Genomic DNA, 17378 nt, shown 5'->3' with positions numbered 1-17378 from the left:
GGTCAAGTGTCATCTGGTTCGGCCCAGGAGTTCTTTCATGCGCACGCCGGCAAGACCGCCGCTGCATGGCCTGAAGAAAAGGCTCGATCGTTCACGCGCCGAGCGCGAGCGCATGCCGCGTGACGGGTTTTTGCGGGAGACCTTTGTCTTGCCGCGCCCCGATGCGCGGCTCAAAGCCAAGGAATGGTTCGAACGCTTTCCCAAGCAGGCCTACTGGACCGAGATCGAAAGCTGGTTCGAACGGCCAGGCGACGTCATCGAATTCACGATACGGCGGCTGCCTGCGGCGGATTAGAATTCCGCAAGCAGTCGCCTTGCGCCCGGCCCTTGCGCACTCAAGCGATCTTCCCTGTTTCGCAGCGGGCATTTGTCGATCGACATGCAGCCGCAGCCGATGCAGTCGGTCAGGCCGTCGCGCAGCTTCTTTAGCTGAGTGATCTTGCGATCGAGGTCGTCGCGCCAGCCGGTCGACAACAGGTTCCAGTCCTCGCGCGTCGGGGTACGGCCTTCTGGCAGCGATTCAAGTGCGGCGCCGATCTCGGCCAGCGAGATGCCGACCTCCTGGGCGATCCGGATGATCGCCACCCGCCGCAGCACGTCGCGGCCATAGCGCCGCTGGTTGCCCGACGTGCGGTGGCTGCGGATCAGCCCGCGCGCCTCGTAGAAATGCAGCGCCGACACCGCCACGCCGCTGCGCATCGCCACCTGGCCGACCGTCAATTCCTTTACCGGAGCCATCTCGATTTTCCGCTTGACCTCAACTTAAGTTGAGCTTGTAGCCAGGAAACGTCGATAGGGCAATTGAGGAGAAGGCGATGTGCGCCTGGGTGAGAATGATGCAAGACGCAACGGCCGTTGGCGATGACGACAACGCGCTGAAGGGTCTAGCCGAGCTGCCGGATGGCTTCACCGGCGACCATGGCGACCGACAGCGCGACGTTGATGCTGCGCGTGCCCGGCTGCATCGGGATCGTCAGCCGCGCATCCGCCGCCTGATGGACAGGATCCGGCACGCCGGCGGATTCGCGGCCGAACAGCAGGATGTCGCCTTGGGCGAAGCTGAAGCCCGCATAGGGGGTCGCGGCTTTGGTGGTGAGCAGCACCAGCCGGCAGGCTTCGCCCTTGCGCCAATCCTCGAAGGCGTTCCAGTCGACATGGCGGGTCAGGGCAGCCATTTCGAGGTAGTCCATCCCGGCACGCTTGAGCGCTTTGTCGGAGAGCGGAAACCCGGCTGGTTCGATGATGTCGACGCCAAGGCCGAGGCAGGCGGCGAAGCGCAGGATAGTTCCGGTGTTGCCGGCGATGTCAGGCTGGTAGAGGGCGATGCGGAGACGGTGGTTCATTTCCGCGTCTTTCTAATAAGTGGCAGATCGGCCACAGCGGGTGGCTGGTTTTGGAAATTGCTGGACCTGCGGGTGGCCATTTTCTGCGAAGTCGATTATACCGCACGCATTGTCAACCCGAACCGATGGAGGGGTATTTCATGATGACCATGCACATCCAGCGCCCCTCCCGTGGGCTTACCTGCCTTCCGGCGGTTTCGGTACGACGATTTACCTGATTTCTTAGATCTGATCGCACCGATTCCCGCCGAACCCAATTTTCGGCTCTCGAAGGAATCCTGCGATGTTTTTCAACCGGTTAAAGGGGCCAAGCGCCCCAGCTGAGCATGTCGCGACCGAGGCCTATCCTCGTGTCCCGACGGATGCAATCCGTGCCTCCGGCCGAATGCCGGCGCACGACATTGCTTCGCCTTTTTATGTCTATTTTCACACGGAGGACGGACCGATGTTCGATCCCTATAAGATACCTGGTTCAAGAAGCCTGCACGAACGCAAGACGGCGACCTGGGCGTTGCTGGTCGGCGAGACCTATTCGTCGGCGGTTCACGCGCAGACGCGCCGGCGTCCGCATCGCGGCATGTTGCCGGATGTCGATTTCTCGCGTGCGGTTCCCGACCACAGCCGGCCGTCGCTGGTGCGCCGGATCATCCGGCTGATCCGGCCGGGCGCGAAAAACCGGACTGGCGGCGGCGTGCCGTCAGTTCAGTCGAAGGCTTCTGTCGGTGAAAAGCCCGCAAGTCCCTATATTGCGCGAAGCAGGACCGATGGCCCGGGTGATTCCGGGCCGTCAGTCCCCGCCGACGTACGGTCTGGGGACGCGGAGCGCCCCGGGGATTTTTCCCGCGCCGCATGAGCGGACAACAGTTTTGTGAGCATCCCTATGTTTAGCTGGTTTGAAAGAAGGCTCGATCCGTTCCCCGCAGCGGAACCGGTCGAGCCGCCGAAGACGCTGGTTGCCTTCTGCGTGCATTATACGCGCGGCGCCTGGCCATACATCATCGTCGATGCGGTGCTGGTGACGGCGATTGCCATCGCGGAAGTGTGGATGTTCGGCTTCATGGGCCACATCGTCGACTGGCTGTCCGGGCAGAACCGCGAAACCTTCCTGCAGACCGAGAGCTGGAAGCTCGCCGGCATGGCCTTCGTCGTGCTGTTCGCGCTGCCGGGTACGGTATGGCTGCATTCTTTGCTCAACCAGCAGACGCTGATGGGCAACTACCCCATGCGCATCCGATGGCAGGTGCATCGTTATCTCTTGAAGCAGTCGATGAGCTTCTACCAGGACGAATTTGCCGGCCGCATCGCCACCAAGCTGATGCAGACGGCACTCGCCGTGCGCGAATGCGTCATCAAGGTGATCGAGGTGCTCAATTACGTCATCGTCTATTTCCTCGGCATGCTGTTCATCGTCGGCTCGGCCGACTTGCGGCTGGCGGCACCTCTCGGCGTCTGGCTCCTCGGCTATATCGGGTTGTTGCGCTATATCATCCCGAAGCTGGGCAAGGTCGGCGAGGCGCAGGCCAATGCGCGATCGACTATGACCGGCCGCGTCGTCGACAGCTACACCAACATCCAGACGGTCAAGTTGTTTTCTCATGCACGGCGCGAAGCAACGTTCGCCAAAGAAGGCATGGCAGGCTTCCTCGACACGGTCTACCGGTCGATGCGGCTGGTGACGGTGCTTTACGGGCTGCTCTATATCCTCAACGCGCTGCTCCTGTTTTCGGTGACGGCGACGGCGCTGTGGCTGTGGCTCGGCCAGGCGGTGACGATCGGCGCCGTCGCCGTGGTCATCGGCCTCGTGCTCCGTATGTGGGGCATGTCGCAGTGGATCATGTGGGAAATGTCGAGCCTGTTCGAGAACATCGGCACGGTGCAAGACGGTATCGCCTCGATCTCGCTGCCGCGCCTGGTCGAAGACCGGCCGGGGGCGAAGGACATTGCCGTCACCAAGGGCGAGATCCGCTTCGACGACATTCGTTTCCACTATGGCAAGCAGAAGGGCGTCATCGAGAACCTGTCGCTGACGGTGAAGCCCGGCGAAAAAGTCGGCATTGTCGGGCGCTCGGGCGCGGGCAAGTCGACGCTGGTCAATCTCCTGTTGCGGTTCTACGACCTCGAGAACGGCCGGATCCTGATCGACGGCCAGGAGATCGCTTCGGTGACGCAGGATTCGCTGCGCGCGCAGATCGGCATGGTGACGCAGGACACCTCGCTGCTGCATCGTTCGGTGCGCGACAACATCCTTTACGGGCGGCCCGATGCGACGGAGGAAATGCTTGTCGAGGCAGCCGGGCGGGCCGAGGCGCTGGAGTTTATCGGCAGGCTTTCGGATCACACCGGACGTAAAGGGCTCGATGCTCATGTCGGCGACCGCGGCGTCAAATTGTCCGGCGGCCAGCGGCAACGCATCGCCATTGCTCGCGTTATGTTGAAGGACGCACCGATACTTATCCTTGACGAAGCGACGTCGGCGCTGGATTCCGAAGCCGAGGCCGCCATCCAGGAGAATCTCTACAAGCTCATGCAAGGCAAGACCGTCATCGCCATTGCGCACCGGCTGTCGACCATCGCGGCGATGGACAGGCTCGTCGTCCTCGACAAGGGCCGTGTCATCGAGGAAGGGTCGCACGAGGAACTCGTTGCCAGCGGCGGGCTCTACGCGCAGCTCTGGCAGCGCCAGTCGGGCGGGTTCCTGCTCGACGACGGTCCGGTCGATGCCGCCAATGACGCCGTTGCCAACGACATCGGCGTGAAGGGTGAAGCCGCAGAGTGATGACGTCAGCATGATGACAGCCGTCTATCGCTGGTTCGAGGACTGGGTCTATCCGTTCAGGGAGCCGGCGGACCTTCGGCCACCGCCAAGCGTCGGCGGCTTCCTCTGGCACTATGTCGGCCAGGCGAAGTTCGCCTTCTTCGCCATGCTGGTCATCGGCGGCATCGCGCCGCTGATCGAGGCCGGGCTTTTCTACTTCGTCGGGCGGCTGGTCGATATTCTCGACCAGCTTCCTGGCGAGCGCAGCTGGCACGCGCTGTGGACCGCCGCCGGGCCTGAGCTTGTCTTCATGATCGCAGTGGTGCTGGTCATCCGCACCGTCGTCGTCGGCCTGTCGGCGCTGGTCAACGAACAGACGATCACGCCGGGCTTCTACAATCTGGTGCGCTGGCAGGCACACCGGCATGTGTCGCGGCAGTCCTACACTTTCTTCCAGAACGATTTCGCCGGCCGTATCGCGACAAAAGTCTGGCAGGCGGGGCAGGCGACCGGCGACCTGATGGAGAGCTTCATCGAGGTCATCTGGTTCATGCTCATCTATACGGTGACGACCTTGGCGCTGGTCGCCGGGCTGGATCTGCGCCTGGCCGTGCTGGTGGTGATCTGGATCCTCGCTTTCGCCTGGCTGGCCAAGCTCTATCTGCCCTCGATCCGCAGGCATGCCGAGGCCACGGCCGAAGCGGGCTCGATGATCAATGGGCGCATCATCGATTCCTATTCCAACGTGCAGACGCTGAAGCTGTTCTCGGCCGACGGCGACGACCGCTACATCAAGAACGGCTTCGACATCTATCTCGATGCACTACGGCCCTTCACCCGCCGGCTGACCGGCGTGCGAATGGCGCTGACGACGCTGTCGGGCATCATGATCACCGCGATTGGCTGCTTTGCCGTCTATCTCTGGGTCGAAGGGTCGATCACTGTCGGCGCCGTCGCCTTCACGCTGTCCCTGGTGCTACGGCTCAACATGCTGCTCGGGCGCGTGATGATGCAGCTCAACGGCATTTTGCGAAACCTCGGCGTGCTGGAAAACTCCAAGGCGCTGATCTCGCAGCCGCTTGGCCTTGTCGATGCGCCCGATGCGAAGGAGCTTGTCGTCGCCGGCGGCCGCATCGAGGTGAAGAATGTCGAGTTCCACTACGGCAAGGGGTTTGGCGTGCTGAACGGCATCGATCTCGTCGTCAAGCCTGGCGAGAAGGTCGGGCTGGTCGGGCCGTCCGGTGCGGGCAAGACGACGCTCGCCAACCTCATCCTGCGCCTCTACGACCTCGAGAGTGGGAAAGTCCTGATCGACGGGCAAGACGTCGCCGAGGTGACGCAGAACTCGCTGCGCGCCAATATCGGCGTGGTCAGCCAGGACACGGCGCTGTTCCACCGCTCGCTGCGCGACAACATCAAGCTCGGCATGCCGGACGCGACCGACGCCGAGGTGATCGCGGCGGCGAAGAAGGCGGAGGCGCACGAGTTCATATTGGGCCTGCGCGACAACCGGGACCGTACCGGCTACGAGGCTTTTGTCGGCGAGCGCGGCGTGAAACTGTCGGGCGGCCAGCGCCAGCGCGTCGCGATCGCCCGCGTCTTCCTCAAGGATGCGCCGATCCTGATCCTCGACGAGGCGACCTCGGCGCTCGATTCCGATATCGAGGCGGCGATCCAGGAGAATCTCGCCAGCCTGATGGAGAACAAGACTGTCATCGCCATCGCTCATCGGCTGTCGACCATCGCCGCGCTCGACCGTCTTGTGGTGCTGGACGGAGGCCGCATCGTCGAACAGGGCACGCATGACGAGCTGGTGGCGCTCGACGGGCTCTATGCGCGGCTGTGGAAGCGGCAGTCCGGCGGCTTCCTCTACCACGAGGAAAGCGTGCTGGAAGAAACACGGCCTGCGGAGTAGGGCATGGCAGGGTCGCCTGATGCTGGCTACGTCCTCAAGCGGCTGCGGCCATCCGCGCCGGCCTTCGACGCGCTGAAGGAGGAGAGCCGGCTGGAGGGCTACTGGATGCTGGTGCGTCTGGCGGATGGCTGGGCAGGCGGCCGCAACAAGTTCCTGAAACGAGGCGAGGCGCTGTTTGGCGCATGGCATGGCCGAGAACTCGCTGGTGTGTGCGGGTTGAACATCGATCCTTATTTCGAAGGCCGGGACCACGGCCGGGTCAGGCACCTGTTCGTCAGCGCGCGTCATCGCCGCAGCGGCCTTGGCCGCATGCTGGTCGAGACCGTCATTGACAGGGCACGTCAGCATTTTGCCGTGCTGAACACCCGCGCGCCACAAGAAGCCTTTGGCTTCTATGAACGGCTTGGCTTCCAGCCGGTGGTGGGCGAAGAATTCGTCACGCACCGGATGATGCTCTCTCAAGACAGAAAAGGAGGCTGAGATGTCACTGCGTCCGCCATCCCTAGGCGCCTCGGCTGCCGAGGCCGCGTTCGACGCCCTCGGCCATGAGATACTGGCTGAAAAGGCCGCAGCGCTCGGCCGTGCCGGCCAACGGGTCGAGGAAACGCTGGCCAAGCTCCGTCAGAACAACGACGACAAGGAGCAGCGATCGCGGCTGCTCAAGGAGGCTGCCGCAGCGGTGCACGCCTATTTCATCCAGCGTGAACTCTGCGGCCTGCGCCGGCATGAGTCGGTCATCCGCGAATACGATATCCCAAGGGCCGTGCTGGTCAGGCTCGGTGCAAGCTGAAAGCCGCCGGCCGGCAAACGATCATTCCAGCCATTCGGTGATGAAGCTGCCGTTTTCGTGGATGTCGGTCGTTTCGAGCGGGCCTGGGCCAAGATTGGTGAATTTGTGCGGCGTATCGGGAGGGACGATCAGGATCTGGCCGGCCGTGGCCTCGATCTGCTGGTCGCCGATCGTGAACAGGCCGGTGCCTTGCCGGATGATGAAGATTTCACAATAGGGATGCGTGTGCAGGCGTGGGCCGCCGCCAATCTCTTCCTGATAGTTGAAAATCAGGCAGGAGTTGGAGCCGTAGGCGCCGCATTGCAGTTCGCCCTGCCAGCGGCCGGGCGTCCTGGTCCAGGTCTCGCGGTCGATAATATGTGCCATGCCGGCGAGACTAGATCACGGCAACCTGTCCTGTCGAGACAGGCGGGGAGCCTCGGATTTGCTGATATTTCCCTGTTGTTTAGCCGCCTTTGCCGACCTTTGGGCATCTGGCCAACTGACGCGCTGTTCTGTCCCCGCGACAATCTGCCCTTGTGGCTTCAGCCCGCTGGACAAAAACGGGCTTCACGCATAAACCGAAATCCAAATGCCGGAGGAATTCGCTAGCTTGTTCGCCATGCGCTGTCGGGCCGGCGCGATGGAGCGGGGACAAAGCTCGGCCGCCGGCTCGGAAGAGGCGAAAGGATCAGGCACCCGTGAGCGCAACCGACACCCAGGATCCCAACCGTCGTGATTTTCTCTACGTCGCCACCGGCATGGCCGCAGTCGTTGGCGCAGGCGCCGTTGCCTGGCCGTTCATCGACCAGATGCGCCCCGATGCCTCGACGCTGGCGCTCGCCTCGGTCGAGGTTGATGTCGCCTCGCTGACGCCTGGCATGTCGCTGATTGTCAAATGGCGCGGCAAGCCGGTCGTGGTGCGCAATCGCACCGAGCAGGAGATGAAGGACGGCGAAGCCGTGAACCTTGCCGACCTCAAGGATCCTATCGCCCGCAACGCCAATCTGCCCGCCGATGCGCCGGCGACCGACGCCAACCGCACCACGCCCGGCAAGGAAGCCTGGATGGTGATGGTGCAGGTTTGCACGCATCTGGGCTGCATTCCGCTTGGCCAGGAAGGCGATTTCGGCGGCTGGTTCTGCCCGTGCCACGGTTCGGTGTACGATACCGCCGGCCGCATCCGCAAAGGCCCGGCGCCGGAAAACATGGCCGTACCGGTATTCAAGTTCATTTCCGATACCAAAATCCTTATCGGTTGAGGCAGGGGATATTTCGATGAGCGAGGGACACTCGACCTATACGCCCAAGACCGGTATCGAACGCTGGTTCGACGCCCGCATGCCGCTGCCGCGCATGGTCTATGACAGCTTCATCGCCTATCCGGTGCCGCGCAACCTTAACTATGCGTGGACCTTCGGCGGCATCCTCACGATCATGCTGGTGGCGCAGATCCTGACCGGTATCGTGCTGGCCATGCACTATACCGCCGACACCAACCTCGCCTTCAATTCGGTCGAGAAGATCATGCGCGACGTCAATTCGGGCTGGCTGTTGCGCTACATGCATTCCAACGGCGCCTCGTTCTTCTTCGTCGCCGTCTACATCCACATCTTCCGCGGGCTTTATTACGGCTCCTACAAGGCGCCGCGCGAGCTGCTGTGGATCCTCGGCTGCATCATCTATCTGCTGATGATGGCGACCGGCTTCATGGGCTATGTGCTGCCTTGGGGTCAGATGAGCTTCTGGGGCGCCACCGTCATCACCGGCTTCTTCAGCGCCATTCCGCTGGTCGGCAACTGGATCCAGGAACTGCTGCTCGGCGGTTTCGCCGTCGACAACCCGACGCTCAACCGCTTCTTTGCGCTGCACTATTTGCTGCCGTTCATGATCGCCGGCGTCGTCGTGCTGCACGTCTGGGCGCTGCACGTGGTCGGCCAGTCGAACCCGACCGGCATCGAGGTGAAATCGAAGACCGACACCGTTGCCTTTACGCCCTATGCGACCATCAAGGATGCATTCGGCATGATCGTGTTCCTGTTCTTCTTCGCCTATTTCGTCTTCTACCTGCCGAACTTTCTCGGCCATCCGGACAATTACACGATCGCCAACCCGCTGAAGACGCCGGCCCACATCGTGCCGGAATGGTACTTCCTGCCGTTCTACGCGATCCTGCGCGCGATCACCTTCAACATCGGGCCGATCAACTCCAAGCTCGGTGGCGTGCTGTGCATGTTCGGCGCCATCGTCATGCTGTTCCTGGTGCCGTGGCTCGACACCTCCAAGGTGCGCTCGGCGGTCTACCGGCCCTGGTACAAGCTGTTCTTCTGGCTGTTCGTCGCCGACGCTGTCCTGCTTGGCTGGCTTGGCTCGCAGCCGGCGGAAGGCGGCGGTCTGTTGACCCTCCTGATAGGTGAGGTCTCGGGCAACTATGTTGGCTACGCTCAAGCGGCGACACTGTTCTACTTCGCCTTCTTCCTCGTCATCCTGCCGGTGCTTGGCCTGATCGAGACGCCACGCAGACTGCCGAATTCGATCAGCGAGGCGGTGCTGGAGAAGAACAAGGGTGCCGGAGGGGGACATCCGGCCGGTGCGACCGCGGCGCCGGAAACCAAAGGCTGAGTGAGAATCTAAGGGGATTTGGCATGAAAAAGATTCTCACCTCGCTCGCCTTGCTAGGCGTGTTTGCCGCTGGCATCGGAGCCGTCGGCAGTGTGGCGATCGCCGCTGAAGAGGCGCACAACGCGGCGGCACCGACGCATTTCCCGATCCACGAGCCGAAGGAGATGGACTGGACTTTTGCCGGTCCGTTCGGCACCTACGACAAGGCGCAGCTGCAGCGTGGCTTGAAGGTCTACAAGGAAGTCTGCTCGGCCTGCCACTCGATGAATTTGGTGGCGTTCCGCACGCTGGAGGACCTCGGCTATTCGGAAGCGCAGATCAAGTCCCTGTCGGCCGAGTACACCATCCATGATGGACCCAACGATGCCGGCGACATGTTCGACCGGCCGGGCAAGCCGTCCGACCATTTCCCGGCGCCGTTCGCCAATGAGGAGGCGGCTGCCGCTTCCAACGGCGGCGCTGCCCCACCGGATATGTCGCTGCTGGCCAAGGCGCGCGGCGTCGAGCGCGGCTTCCCGCGCTTCGTCTTCGACATCTTCACGCAATATGCGCAGGGCGGCCCGGACTACATCCATTCGCTGCTGACCGGCTACGACGAGACGCCACCTGCCGGCATGGTGATCCCCGAAGGCACCCACTATAATCCATACTTCATGTCCGGCGTGTCGCTGAAGATGCCCAAGCCGCTCTCCGACGGCCAGGTCACCTACGATGACGGTTCGCCGCAGACGATCGACCAGTATTCGCGCGACGTCTCGGCGTTCCTGATGTGGGCGGCCGAGCCGCATATGGAAGACCGCAAGAAGACCGGCTTCCGCGTGCTGGTGTTTCTGCTTCTGTTTGGGGCGCTGATGTATCTGACCAAGCGCAAGGTATGGGAAGGCGTGGCCCACTAACCGCCGCTACCCCTGTGAAATCGGAAAGGGCGTCTTCGGGCGCCCTTTTTGCTTGCCGAAGCGGGCAGGGGGCTGTCGCCTTGGGTGCAACCACCCGCCTGGTCGAACAAGTCCGTTGGCAGGGCGCCATGTGATTGGTATGCACGCGCGACCGGTGATGAAGGATTGCCGGCGATAAGACACCTGGGAATCGATGATGCGGCTACGCGACTGTCACAACTTTTCCGATTTCCGGCGCATGGCCCAGCAGCGGTTGCCTGGGCCAATCTTCAACTACATCGATGGCGCGGCCGACGACGAGGTCACCTATCGCCGCAACACCGAGAGCTTCGAGCGCTGCGACCTCGTTCCCAACGTGCTGCGCGGGGTAAGCGAGATCGACATGTCGGTGACGGTGATGGGCCAGAAGCTGGCCATGCCCGTCTATTGCTCGCCGACCGCCTTGCAGCGGCTGTTCCATCATCAAGGCGAGCGCGCGGTGGCCAAGGCTTCGGCCAAATTCGGCACGATGTTCGGCGTGTCCTCGCTCGGCACTGTCAGTCTTGAGGAAGCGCGCAAGATCAGCAGCAGCCCGCAGGTCTACCAGTTCTATTTCCACCGGGATCGCGGCCTCAACCTGGCGATGATGCAGCGGGCGAAAGCGGTTGGAGTCGAAGTGATGATGCTGACCGTCGACAGCATCACCGGAGGCAACCGCGAGCGCGACAAGCGCACCGGCTTTGCCATCCCCTTCAAGCTCAACCTTGCCGGCATGCTGCAGTTCGCGCTGAAGCCGGGTTGGGCGATCAACTATTTCACCCATGAGGGATTCAAGCTGCCGCAGCTCGACGAGCATGTCGACATGGGCGGCGGCACGATGTCGATCAGCCGCTACTTCACCGAGATGCTCGATCCGTCGATGACCTGGGACGATGTTGCCGAGATGGTCAGACTGTGGGGAGGTCCGTTCTGTCTCAAGGGCGTCATGTCGGTGGAGGATGCCAAGCGCGCCGTCGAGATCGGCTGCAGCGGCATTGTGCTGTCCAACCATGGCGGCCGGCAGCTGGACGGCTCGCGGGCGGCGTTCGACCAGCTGGCCGAGATCGTAGATGCCGTCGGCGACAGAATAGACATCATCATGGATGGCGGCGTGCAGCGCGGCACCCATGTGCTGAAGGCGCTGTCGCTCGGCGCCAAGGCTGTTGGCGTCGGCCGCTATTATCTGTTCCCCCTGGCGGCGGCCGGACGGCCGGGCGTCGAGCGGGCGCTGGAGCAGATGCGGATCGAGATCGAGCGCGGCATGAAGCTGATGGGCTGCAGTTCGATCGAACAATTGTCGCGCAACAACCTCCGTTTCAGGTAATCTCGACCCATGAAATCCTCGCTCGAAGACACGCTGCTCGCCGCGATCCGCACCATTCCGGACTACCCCAAGCCCGGCATCCTGTTTCGCGACATCACCACTTTGCTCGGCAATGCGCGCGCCTTCCGCCGCGCCATCGACGAGCTGGTGCATCCCTATGCCGGGCAGAAGATCGACAAGATCGCCGGCATCGAAGCACGCGGCTTCATCCTCGGCGGTGCGGTCGCGCACCAGCTTTCGGCCGGTTTCGTGCCGATCCGGAAGAAGGGCAAGCTGCCTTACGAGACGGTACGCGTCGCCTACAGCCTGGAGTACGGGCTGGACGAGATGGAGATGCACAAGGACGGCGTTGCGCCGGGCGAGAAGGTGATCCTGGTTGACGACCTGATCGCGACCGGCGGCACGGCGGAGGCGGCGGTCAAGCTGCTAAGGCAGATCGGCGCCGATATTCTTGCCGCGTGCTTCGTCATCGACCTGCCGGATCTCGGCGGACGGGCGAAGCTCGAAGCGCTGGGCGTGCCGGTGCGGACGTTGATCGGGTTTGAGGGGCATTAGTGAATAGTGAATAGTGAATAGTGAATAGTGAATAGTGAATAGTGAATAGTGAATAGTGAATAGTGAATGTCAGCGTTCAATGACAGGCGCTAGGCTTACTCACCTCACTCTGATATTGAATACTCACTACTCACTACTCACTACTCACTACTCACTACTCACTATTCACTATTCACTACCCAGCCTTCACCAGCACGGCGCTGTCGAACTCCAGCACCTTGTCGCCTGCCGAATCGGAACCTTCCGAGCGCAGCGCCAGCAGGCGCCAGCCGGGGCGGGTGGCAAGCGGGCGGTGGGACAGGGCCGTGCGCATGAAGGTGACGGTTTCTCCGGCATAGACCGGCTTTGGCCATTTCAGGTTCCTGAAGCCGGGGGAGGGGCCGAATTCTGGTACCGGGCCGGGTCCGGTCCATTGAGAAGCGTCCATAGGATTTTTGAGATTGAGCTTCATCCAGGTGGCCGCGGTGTGCCAGCCCGAGGCGCAGAGGCGGCCGAACACGCTTTTCTTCGCCGCCTCCTCGTCGACATGAAAGACCTGTGGATCGTATTTGCAGGCGAACGCCTTGATCGCCTCGGCTTCGAATGTGTGCGAACCGAGGTTGATGGTATCGCCGATGCGGAAGAACGCGTCGAGGCTCATGCGCCGGCCTCGCGGGTCAAGAACATGACAGTGTTCTCAAGTTCGAAGACGCTTTCACCGCGCTGGTTGAACAGTTCGCTGCGCAAGGTGACGAGGCCGAGCTGAGGCCTGGATTTCGACAGGCGCCTGGCAAGCACGCTGGTGCTGCCGGCCAGCGTGTCGCCGGCCAGCACCGGCTTCTTCCATTTGACCTGGTCGATGCCGGGCGCGCCTTGCGCGGTCGAGTCGAGCAGGAAGGCGTCGCACAGCATGCGCATGAAGATCGCGCAGGTGTGCCAGCCGGAGGCGGCCAAGCCGCCAAGGATGCTGGCCTTGCCGGCGGCTTCGTCGAGATGCATCGGCTGCGGGTCGAATTCGGTGGCGAATTCGATGATTTCGGCCGCACTCACCTGCTTGGCGCCGAGGTCGATCGATGCGCCCTCGGTGAAATCCTCGTAGGCCCAGCTTTTTGCGGTCATGATCCCAATCCGGTTGTACGATCACCGGGCATCCGGATGCCGTCCGGGCGGCGTTTGGTCAAGCGAATTCTATTGGGCCTACAACCAGCCGCGGCGGCGGAAATACCAGAACGGCAGGATCGCCGACAGGATCATCAGGCCGATGGCGAAGGGATAGCCGAGCTCCCATTTCAGCTCCGGGATGACGTCGAAATTCATGCCGTAGATCGAAGCTACCAGCGTCGGCGGCAGGAAGATGACGGCGGCGACCGAGAAGATCTTGATTATGGCGTTCTGCTCGATCGAGATCATGCCGAGCGTCGCGTCGAGCAGGAACGAGATCTTCTGCGACAGGAAGGTGGCGTGGTCGGCGAGCGACAGCACGTCGCGCGATACTGTCTTGATGCGGGCGCGGACGTCCTTGCTCATCTTGATCTGGGTCGCGACATGGGCAAGGAAGCCGGTGAGGCGCTGCAGCGAGATAAGGCTGTCGCGGATCGAGGAGGCAATGTCCTCCTTGCGGCCGATGGCCTTGAGCAGTTCCTGGAAGTCGCGATTGCGCTTGTTCACCTTGGTCGACCGCGCTTCGAAGATATCGCGCGAGATCGTCTCGATGTCACGGCCGGCGCGTTCGAGAATATCGGCTAGGCGATCGACGATCGCCTCCAGCAGGCCGATCAGGATGGTGTTGCCGGTGGTGCAGCCTGTCGCCACCTTCTCGGCGCGCAGGGGAAAGGTCTTGAACGCCTTCGGCTCATGATAACGGATGGTGACCAGTCTCGGGCCGGCAAGCACAAAGGTAACCGGTGACATCAAGGGATCATCGATTTCGGTCTGCGCTGGCAAGGTGGCGGTCATGAAGTAGGCGCCGTCCTCGATGTAGAGGCGGCTCGAAATCTCGATCTCCTCCATCTCCTCGCGCGTCGGGATGGCAACGCCGAGCCAGGTCTCGATCGCTGTTTCTTCTTCCTTGGTCGGGTTGAGAAGGTCGGCCCAGACGACGTGATCGCCATTGGCCACGAGATCGTCGGCGGGGCGCAGGCGGTCATTGTCGACGACGAAGGCCTTGATCATCGCCGCTCTCCATTGGTTGAGCCCAAGAGGTTCCGTTCGATAGCGATGGGTCTTGCACGCGCGGCAGTTCCCACGGCCACGGCCAGTCGGATGCAGAGGGCCTTAGACCCGGTGCCAAGGGCAGTCAAGCGAAGCGGCATGCCGGCTCCTCCACTTGACGAAGCCGTGATCGGCCGCCGTCAGCGCGCGAGCCGCGAGATGCCTCGGCGTCTCAGGTGTTGAACTTGAACAGCAGGACGTCGCCGTCCTGGACGACATATTCCTTGCCTTCGTCGCGCGCCTTGCCGGCTTCCTTGGCCGCCACTTCGCCGCCTAGCGTGATGTAGTCGTTGTAGGCGATGGTCTGCGCGCGGATGAAGCCGCGCTCGAAATCGGTGTGGATGACGCCGGCCGCCTGCGGGGCCTTATCGCCCTTGTGGATCGTCCAGGCGCGCGTCTCCTTCGGCCCGGCGGTGAAATAGGTGATGAGATGCAACAGATCGTAGCCGGCGCGGATGACCTTGTTGAGGCCAGGTTCGTCGAGGCCGAGCGAGGACAGGAACTCCATCTCTTCCTCGTCGGAGAGCTGGGCGACTTCGGCTTCGATCGCGGCTGAGATCACCACGGTGCCGGCGCCCTGCGCGGTCGCCATCTTTTCCACGGCCCTGGTGTGCTCGTTGCCGGTGGCGGCGTCGGCTTCGGCGACGTTGCATACATAGAGCACGGGGTGCGAGGTCAAGAGGTTCAGTCCCTGCAGGATGCGCAGGTCTTCCGCTGAAATGCCGTTGAGCAGGATGCGGGTCGGCTTGCCGGCCTGGAGGAGCTCGAGTGCGGCCTCCATCATCGGCAGCACGGTGGTTGCTTCCTTGTCCTTGCTGCCGGCGCGCTTGCGGATCTGCACGATGCGGCGCTCGAGGCTGTCGAGGTCGGCGAGCATCAGCTCGGTCTCGACCGTATCGGCGTCGGCGACAGGGTCGATCTTGCCCTCGACATGGGTGATGTCGTCATCCTCGAAACAGCGCAGCACATGCACGATGGCGTCGACCTCACGGATGTTGGCGAGGAACTGGTTGCCCAGCCCTTCGCCCTTGGAGGCGCCGCGCACCAGGCCGGCGATGTCGACGAAGGAGATGCGGGTCGGGATGATCTCCTTAGACTTGGCGATTGCGGCGATCTTCTGCAGCCGCGGATCAGGCACCGCCACCTCGCCGGTGTTCGGTTCGATGGTGCAGAACGGATAGTTGGCGGCCTGCGCCGCCGCCGTCCTGGTCAACGCGTTGAAAAGCGTCGACTTGCCGACGTTGGGCAAGCCAACGATGCCGCATTTGAAACCCATGTGTCCGGTCCTATCGGGAAACTAGAAATTTGATGAGGGCTATGGGCGATAGGAGTGAGCAACGTCAAGCCCCGCGGTCCCGATCCTATCGACGCTCAGTCCTTCTTGCCGAACAGTTTCTTCAGCATGGCGGCCATCGGGCCGCTTTCCGGCAGCTTGGCCGCCGCCTGCTGTGGCCGTGCCTGGCGGATGTGGCTTTGAGCTTTCGGGCCCTCAGCCTTCGGCGCCTTGGGTGGCGGACGGTCGTCGTCGCCGGTTGGCGTTAGCTTGTCGCGCAAGGCCAGCGTCACCCGGTTCATGAAGGAACTGTCGTCGCCCTTGGCCAGCAGCCCGGCATCGTCGGCGATGGTGTTGAGCAGCACGTCCAGCCATTCGCGGTCGGCCTTGGCGAAGTCGCCGAGCACATGGCCATGCACCATTTCCCGGACGCCGGGATGGCCGACGCCGATGCGCACGCGGCGAAAGTTCTTGCCGACATGCTGGTCGAGCGAGCGGATGCCGTTGTGTCCGCCGGCGCCACCGCCGACCTTGACCCGCAATTTGCCGGCCGGCAGGTCGATCTCGTCGTAGAAGACGGTCAGCGCCTCGGGGCCGAGCTTGTAGAAGCGCAGGGCTTCGCCGACCGGCTGTCCCGACAGGTTCATGAAGGTCTGCGGCTTGATCAGGAGAATCTTTTCGCCGGCAATCGTGCCTTCGGCGATCAGGCCCTGGAACTTCTTCGACCAGGGCGAAAACGAATGGCGGCGGGCAATTGCGTCCGCCGCCATGAAGCCGACATTGTGCCGGTTATCAGCGTATTTCGCGCCCGGATTGCCGAGGCCTGCAAAGACAAGCATCGTGAACTCCGGGCCCGAAAATTACTTCTCTTCGGCAGCAGGAGCCGCCGCTTCGGGGGCTGCCGCTTCCGCCGTCTCTTCCGTCTCCGGCTTCATCGCCGAGGAGCCGGCAATGGTCGCGATGGTGAAGTCGCGATCGGAGATCACCGGCTTGACGCCGGCCGGCAAGGTAACCGCCGAGATGTGGATCGAATCGCCAATGTCGGCGCCGGTGAGATCGACGGTGATGAATTCCGGGATCGCATTGGCCGGGCAGTGGAACTCGACTTCGTGACGCACGATGTTGAGCACGCCGCCGCGTTTGATGCCGGGCGACTTGTCTTCATTGATGAAGTGGACGGGCACGTCGACGTTGACCTCGGTGTCCTTGCCGATGCGCAGGAAGTCGACATGGACCGGGAAATCCTTGACCGGGTCGAGCTGGAAATCCTTGGGCAGAACCTGGATTTTCTTGCCGTCGACATCGATCGTGGCGATCGTGGTCAAAAACCCGCCGCCATGGATTTTGTAGAAGACGTCCTTGTAGTTCAGCGCAATCGCCAGGGGAGGCTGTCTGTCGCCGTAGATAACTGCAGGCACTTTACCGTTGCGGCGAACTGCACGGGCGGACCCCTTACCGACCTGTTCGCGCGCTTCGGCCTTGAGCTCGTAAGTATCGTGGCTCATGGCATTTCCTTTCGCGTTTTATGGAGCGTTTGCGGTGGCAGTGTGCCTGGACCGTAAACGTCGAAAGCCGCCAGGCCTGGATGTCCGAATGCCAGAAACCGCATACGCGGAGCTTTGTTCGGGATCACAAGGAAGGCAGCCTTCCGCCGCGTTGCCTCCAAGGGTGTCTACGCGGGTGGCGGCTCTATAGCGGAAGGCGGGCAGGCGTGCAAG

The 17378-nt window shown here is 62.5% G+C and carries 20 protein-coding genes; 11 read left to right on the top strand and 9 right to left on the bottom strand.

Features of this window, described 5'->3' with window-relative positions; translation table 11 throughout:
• The first annotated feature begins 37 nt into the window (after positions 1-37).
• A complete protein-coding gene (locus NKH38_RS00865; RefSeq protein ID WP_023683688.1) occupies positions 38-295 on the top strand; it encodes a hypothetical protein in 258 nt (85 codons plus the stop codon).
• Here NKH38_RS00865 and soxR read toward each other — a convergent pair.
• Together soxR and NKH38_RS00855 are read right to left on the bottom strand one after the other, a co-directional pair.
• On the bottom strand, positions 292-738 hold the full coding sequence (gene soxR / locus NKH38_RS00860) for a redox-sensitive transcriptional activator SoxR (protein WP_352536625.1): 447 nt from the start codon (positions 736-738) through the stop codon (positions 292-294). The genes NKH38_RS00865 and soxR overlap by 4 nt on opposite strands.
• Positions 739-884: 146 nt before the next feature.
• A complete protein-coding gene (locus NKH38_RS00855; protein ID WP_023814986.1) occupies positions 885-1343 on the bottom strand; it encodes a tRNA (cytidine(34)-2'-O)-methyltransferase in 459 nt (152 codons plus the stop codon).
• Positions 1344-1788: 445 nt separating this feature from the next.
• Here NKH38_RS00855 and NKH38_RS00850 point away from each other — a divergent pair, with 445 nt between their 5' ends.
• The 5 genes from NKH38_RS00850 to NKH38_RS00830 are packed head-to-tail and all read left to right on the top strand — an operon-like array spanning position 1789 to position 6803.
• Entirely contained in the window at positions 1789-2196 is a 408-nt protein-coding gene (locus NKH38_RS00850) for a hypothetical protein (protein WP_352711996.1), read from the top strand.
• Positions 2197-2223: 27 nt separating this feature from the next.
• Positions 2224-4119, top strand: a complete 1896-nt coding sequence (locus tag NKH38_RS00845; protein WP_352758465.1) for an ABC transporter ATP-binding protein — start codon at positions 2224-2226, stop codon at positions 4117-4119.
• A 10-nt stretch (positions 4120-4129) separates the two neighbouring features.
• Positions 4130-6013 carry an ABC transporter ATP-binding protein gene (locus NKH38_RS00840; RefSeq protein WP_352536628.1) on the top strand — a complete coding sequence of 628 codons (1884 nt, stop codon included), beginning with the start codon at positions 4130-4132 and terminating at the stop codon, positions 6011-6013.
• A gap of 3 nt (positions 6014-6016) precedes the next feature.
• Complete coding sequence (locus tag NKH38_RS00835; protein WP_352758463.1) at positions 6017-6493, top strand: GNAT family N-acetyltransferase; 477 nt, start codon at positions 6017-6019, stop codon at positions 6491-6493.
• A gap of 1 nt (position 6494) precedes the next feature.
• Positions 6495-6803: a DUF6665 family protein gene (locus NKH38_RS00830; protein ID WP_352740681.1), complete on the top strand. Its 309-nt coding sequence runs from the start codon at positions 6495-6497 to the stop codon at positions 6801-6803.
• 21 nt (positions 6804-6824) lie between these two features.
• Here NKH38_RS00830 and NKH38_RS00825 read toward each other — a convergent pair whose 3' ends face one another.
• Positions 6825-7169 (bottom strand): cupin domain-containing protein, encoded by a 345-nt coding sequence (locus tag NKH38_RS00825; RefSeq protein WP_023724965.1) that lies wholly within the window; start codon positions 7167-7169, stop codon positions 6825-6827.
• 314 nt (positions 7170-7483) lie between these two features.
• Here NKH38_RS00825 and petA point away from each other — a divergent pair, with 314 nt between their 5' ends.
• From petA to NKH38_RS00800, 5 genes are all read left to right on the top strand, one after another.
• Positions 7484-8044 carry a ubiquinol-cytochrome c reductase iron-sulfur subunit gene (gene petA, locus NKH38_RS00820; RefSeq protein ID WP_023670027.1) on the top strand — a complete coding sequence of 187 codons (561 nt, stop codon included), beginning with the start codon at positions 7484-7486 and terminating at the stop codon, positions 8042-8044.
• A 16-nt stretch (positions 8045-8060) separates the two neighbouring features.
• Positions 8061-9404 carry a cytochrome b gene (locus NKH38_RS00815; RefSeq protein ID WP_352758461.1) on the top strand — a complete coding sequence of 448 codons (1344 nt, stop codon included), beginning with the start codon at positions 8061-8063 and terminating at the stop codon, positions 9402-9404.
• A 23-nt stretch (positions 9405-9427) separates the two neighbouring features.
• On the top strand, positions 9428-10300 hold the full coding sequence (locus NKH38_RS00810; protein ID WP_023670029.1) for a cytochrome c1: 873 nt from the start codon (positions 9428-9430) through the stop codon (positions 10298-10300).
• Positions 10301-10496: 196 nt separating this feature from the next.
• Positions 10497-11642, top strand: a complete 1146-nt coding sequence (locus NKH38_RS00805; protein ID WP_352758458.1) for an alpha-hydroxy acid oxidase — start codon at positions 10497-10499, stop codon at positions 11640-11642.
• 9 nt (positions 11643-11651) lie between these two features.
• Positions 11652-12197, top strand: a complete 546-nt coding sequence (locus NKH38_RS00800; protein ID WP_013529989.1) for an adenine phosphoribosyltransferase — start codon at positions 11652-11654, stop codon at positions 12195-12197.
• Between the two features lie 175 nt (positions 12198-12372).
• Here NKH38_RS00800 and NKH38_RS00795 read toward each other — a convergent pair whose 3' ends face one another.
• The 6 genes from NKH38_RS00795 to NKH38_RS00770 all read right to left on the bottom strand — a co-directional run bounded on the left by NKH38_RS00795 (position 12373) and on the right by NKH38_RS00770 (position 17165).
• Positions 12373-12837: a MaoC family dehydratase gene (locus NKH38_RS00795; protein ID WP_023733357.1), complete on the bottom strand. Its 465-nt coding sequence runs from the start codon at positions 12835-12837 to the stop codon at positions 12373-12375.
• Positions 12834-13295 carry a MaoC family dehydratase gene (locus NKH38_RS00790; protein ID WP_023670033.1) on the bottom strand — a complete coding sequence of 154 codons (462 nt, stop codon included), beginning with the start codon at positions 13293-13295 and terminating at the stop codon, positions 12834-12836. Before NKH38_RS00790 ends, NKH38_RS00795 begins: the two co-directional genes overlap by 4 nt.
• Before the next feature lie 78 nt (positions 13296-13373).
• A complete protein-coding gene (gene corA, locus NKH38_RS00785; protein WP_023695808.1) occupies positions 13374-14348 on the bottom strand; it encodes a magnesium/cobalt transporter CorA in 975 nt (324 codons plus the stop codon).
• Between the two features lie 211 nt (positions 14349-14559).
• Positions 14560-15663, bottom strand: a complete 1104-nt coding sequence (gene ychF, locus NKH38_RS00780) for a redox-regulated ATPase YchF (RefSeq protein WP_023754576.1) — start codon at positions 15661-15663, stop codon at positions 14560-14562.
• Between the two features lie 95 nt (positions 15664-15758).
• Positions 15759-16499, bottom strand: a complete 741-nt coding sequence (pth, locus tag NKH38_RS00775) for an aminoacyl-tRNA hydrolase (protein ID WP_352758454.1) — start codon at positions 16497-16499, stop codon at positions 15759-15761.
• 21 nt (positions 16500-16520) lie between these two features.
• On the bottom strand, positions 16521-17165 hold the full coding sequence (locus NKH38_RS00770) for a 50S ribosomal protein L25/general stress protein Ctc (protein ID WP_023686131.1): 645 nt from the start codon (positions 17163-17165) through the stop codon (positions 16521-16523).
• Positions 17166-17378: the final 213 nt, after the last annotated feature.

The sequence above is a fragment of the Mesorhizobium sp. M1078 genome (assembly GCF_040318615.1).
Taxonomy (GTDB): domain Bacteria; phylum Pseudomonadota; class Alphaproteobacteria; order Rhizobiales; family Rhizobiaceae; genus Mesorhizobium.
The sequence above is the reverse complement of the archived record's forward strand: the minus strand, read 5'-3'. Positions and strand labels throughout refer to the sequence as shown.

What these genes read in the sequence shown, in the direction of transcription:
- NKH38_RS00795 (WP_023733357.1), bottom strand. Translation starts at nt 12,837, where the DNA reads ATGAGCCTCGACGCGTTCTTCCGCATCGGCGATACCATCAACCTCGGT.
- pth (WP_352758454.1), bottom strand. Translation starts at nt 16,499, where the DNA reads ATGCTTGTCTTTGCAGGCCTCGGCAATCCGGGCGCGAAATACGCTGAT.
- NKH38_RS00840 (WP_352536628.1), top strand. Translation starts at nt 4,130, where the DNA reads ATGATGACAGCCGTCTATCGCTGGTTCGAGGACTGGGTCTATCCGTTC.
- NKH38_RS00800 (WP_013529989.1), top strand. Translation starts at nt 11,652, where the DNA reads ATGAAATCCTCGCTCGAAGACACGCTGCTCGCCGCGATCCGCACCATT.
- NKH38_RS00825 (WP_023724965.1), bottom strand. Translation starts at nt 7,169, where the DNA reads ATGGCACATATTATCGACCGCGAGACCTGGACCAGGACGCCCGGCCGC.
- NKH38_RS00835 (WP_352758463.1), top strand. Translation starts at nt 6,017, where the DNA reads ATGGCAGGGTCGCCTGATGCTGGCTACGTCCTCAAGCGGCTGCGGCCA.
- ychF (WP_023754576.1), bottom strand. Translation starts at nt 15,663, where the DNA reads ATGGGTTTCAAATGCGGCATCGTTGGCTTGCCCAACGTCGGCAAGTCG.
- NKH38_RS00815 (WP_352758461.1), top strand. Translation starts at nt 8,061, where the DNA reads ATGAGCGAGGGACACTCGACCTATACGCCCAAGACCGGTATCGAACGC.
- NKH38_RS00810 (WP_023670029.1), top strand. Translation starts at nt 9,428, where the DNA reads ATGAAAAAGATTCTCACCTCGCTCGCCTTGCTAGGCGTGTTTGCCGCT.
- NKH38_RS00855 (WP_023814986.1), bottom strand. Translation starts at nt 1,343, where the DNA reads ATGAACCACCGTCTCCGCATCGCCCTCTACCAGCCTGACATCGCCGGC.
- NKH38_RS00790 (WP_023670033.1), bottom strand. Translation starts at nt 13,295, where the DNA reads ATGACCGCAAAAAGCTGGGCCTACGAGGATTTCACCGAGGGCGCATCG.
- corA (WP_023695808.1), bottom strand. Translation starts at nt 14,348, where the DNA reads ATGATCAAGGCCTTCGTCGTCGACAATGACCGCCTGCGCCCCGCCGAC.
- NKH38_RS00830 (WP_352740681.1), top strand. Translation starts at nt 6,495, where the DNA reads ATGTCACTGCGTCCGCCATCCCTAGGCGCCTCGGCTGCCGAGGCCGCG.
- NKH38_RS00845 (WP_352758465.1), top strand. Translation starts at nt 2,224, where the DNA reads ATGTTTAGCTGGTTTGAAAGAAGGCTCGATCCGTTCCCCGCAGCGGAA.
- NKH38_RS00770 (WP_023686131.1), bottom strand. Translation starts at nt 17,165, where the DNA reads ATGAGCCACGATACTTACGAGCTCAAGGCCGAAGCGCGCGAACAGGTC.
- NKH38_RS00850 (WP_352711996.1), top strand. Translation starts at nt 1,789, where the DNA reads ATGTTCGATCCCTATAAGATACCTGGTTCAAGAAGCCTGCACGAACGC.
- NKH38_RS00865 (WP_023683688.1), top strand. Translation starts at nt 38, where the DNA reads ATGCGCACGCCGGCAAGACCGCCGCTGCATGGCCTGAAGAAAAGGCTC.
- soxR (WP_352536625.1), bottom strand. Translation starts at nt 738, where the DNA reads ATGGCTCCGGTAAAGGAATTGACGGTCGGCCAGGTGGCGATGCGCAGC.
- NKH38_RS00805 (WP_352758458.1), top strand. Translation starts at nt 10,497, where the DNA reads ATGCGGCTACGCGACTGTCACAACTTTTCCGATTTCCGGCGCATGGCC.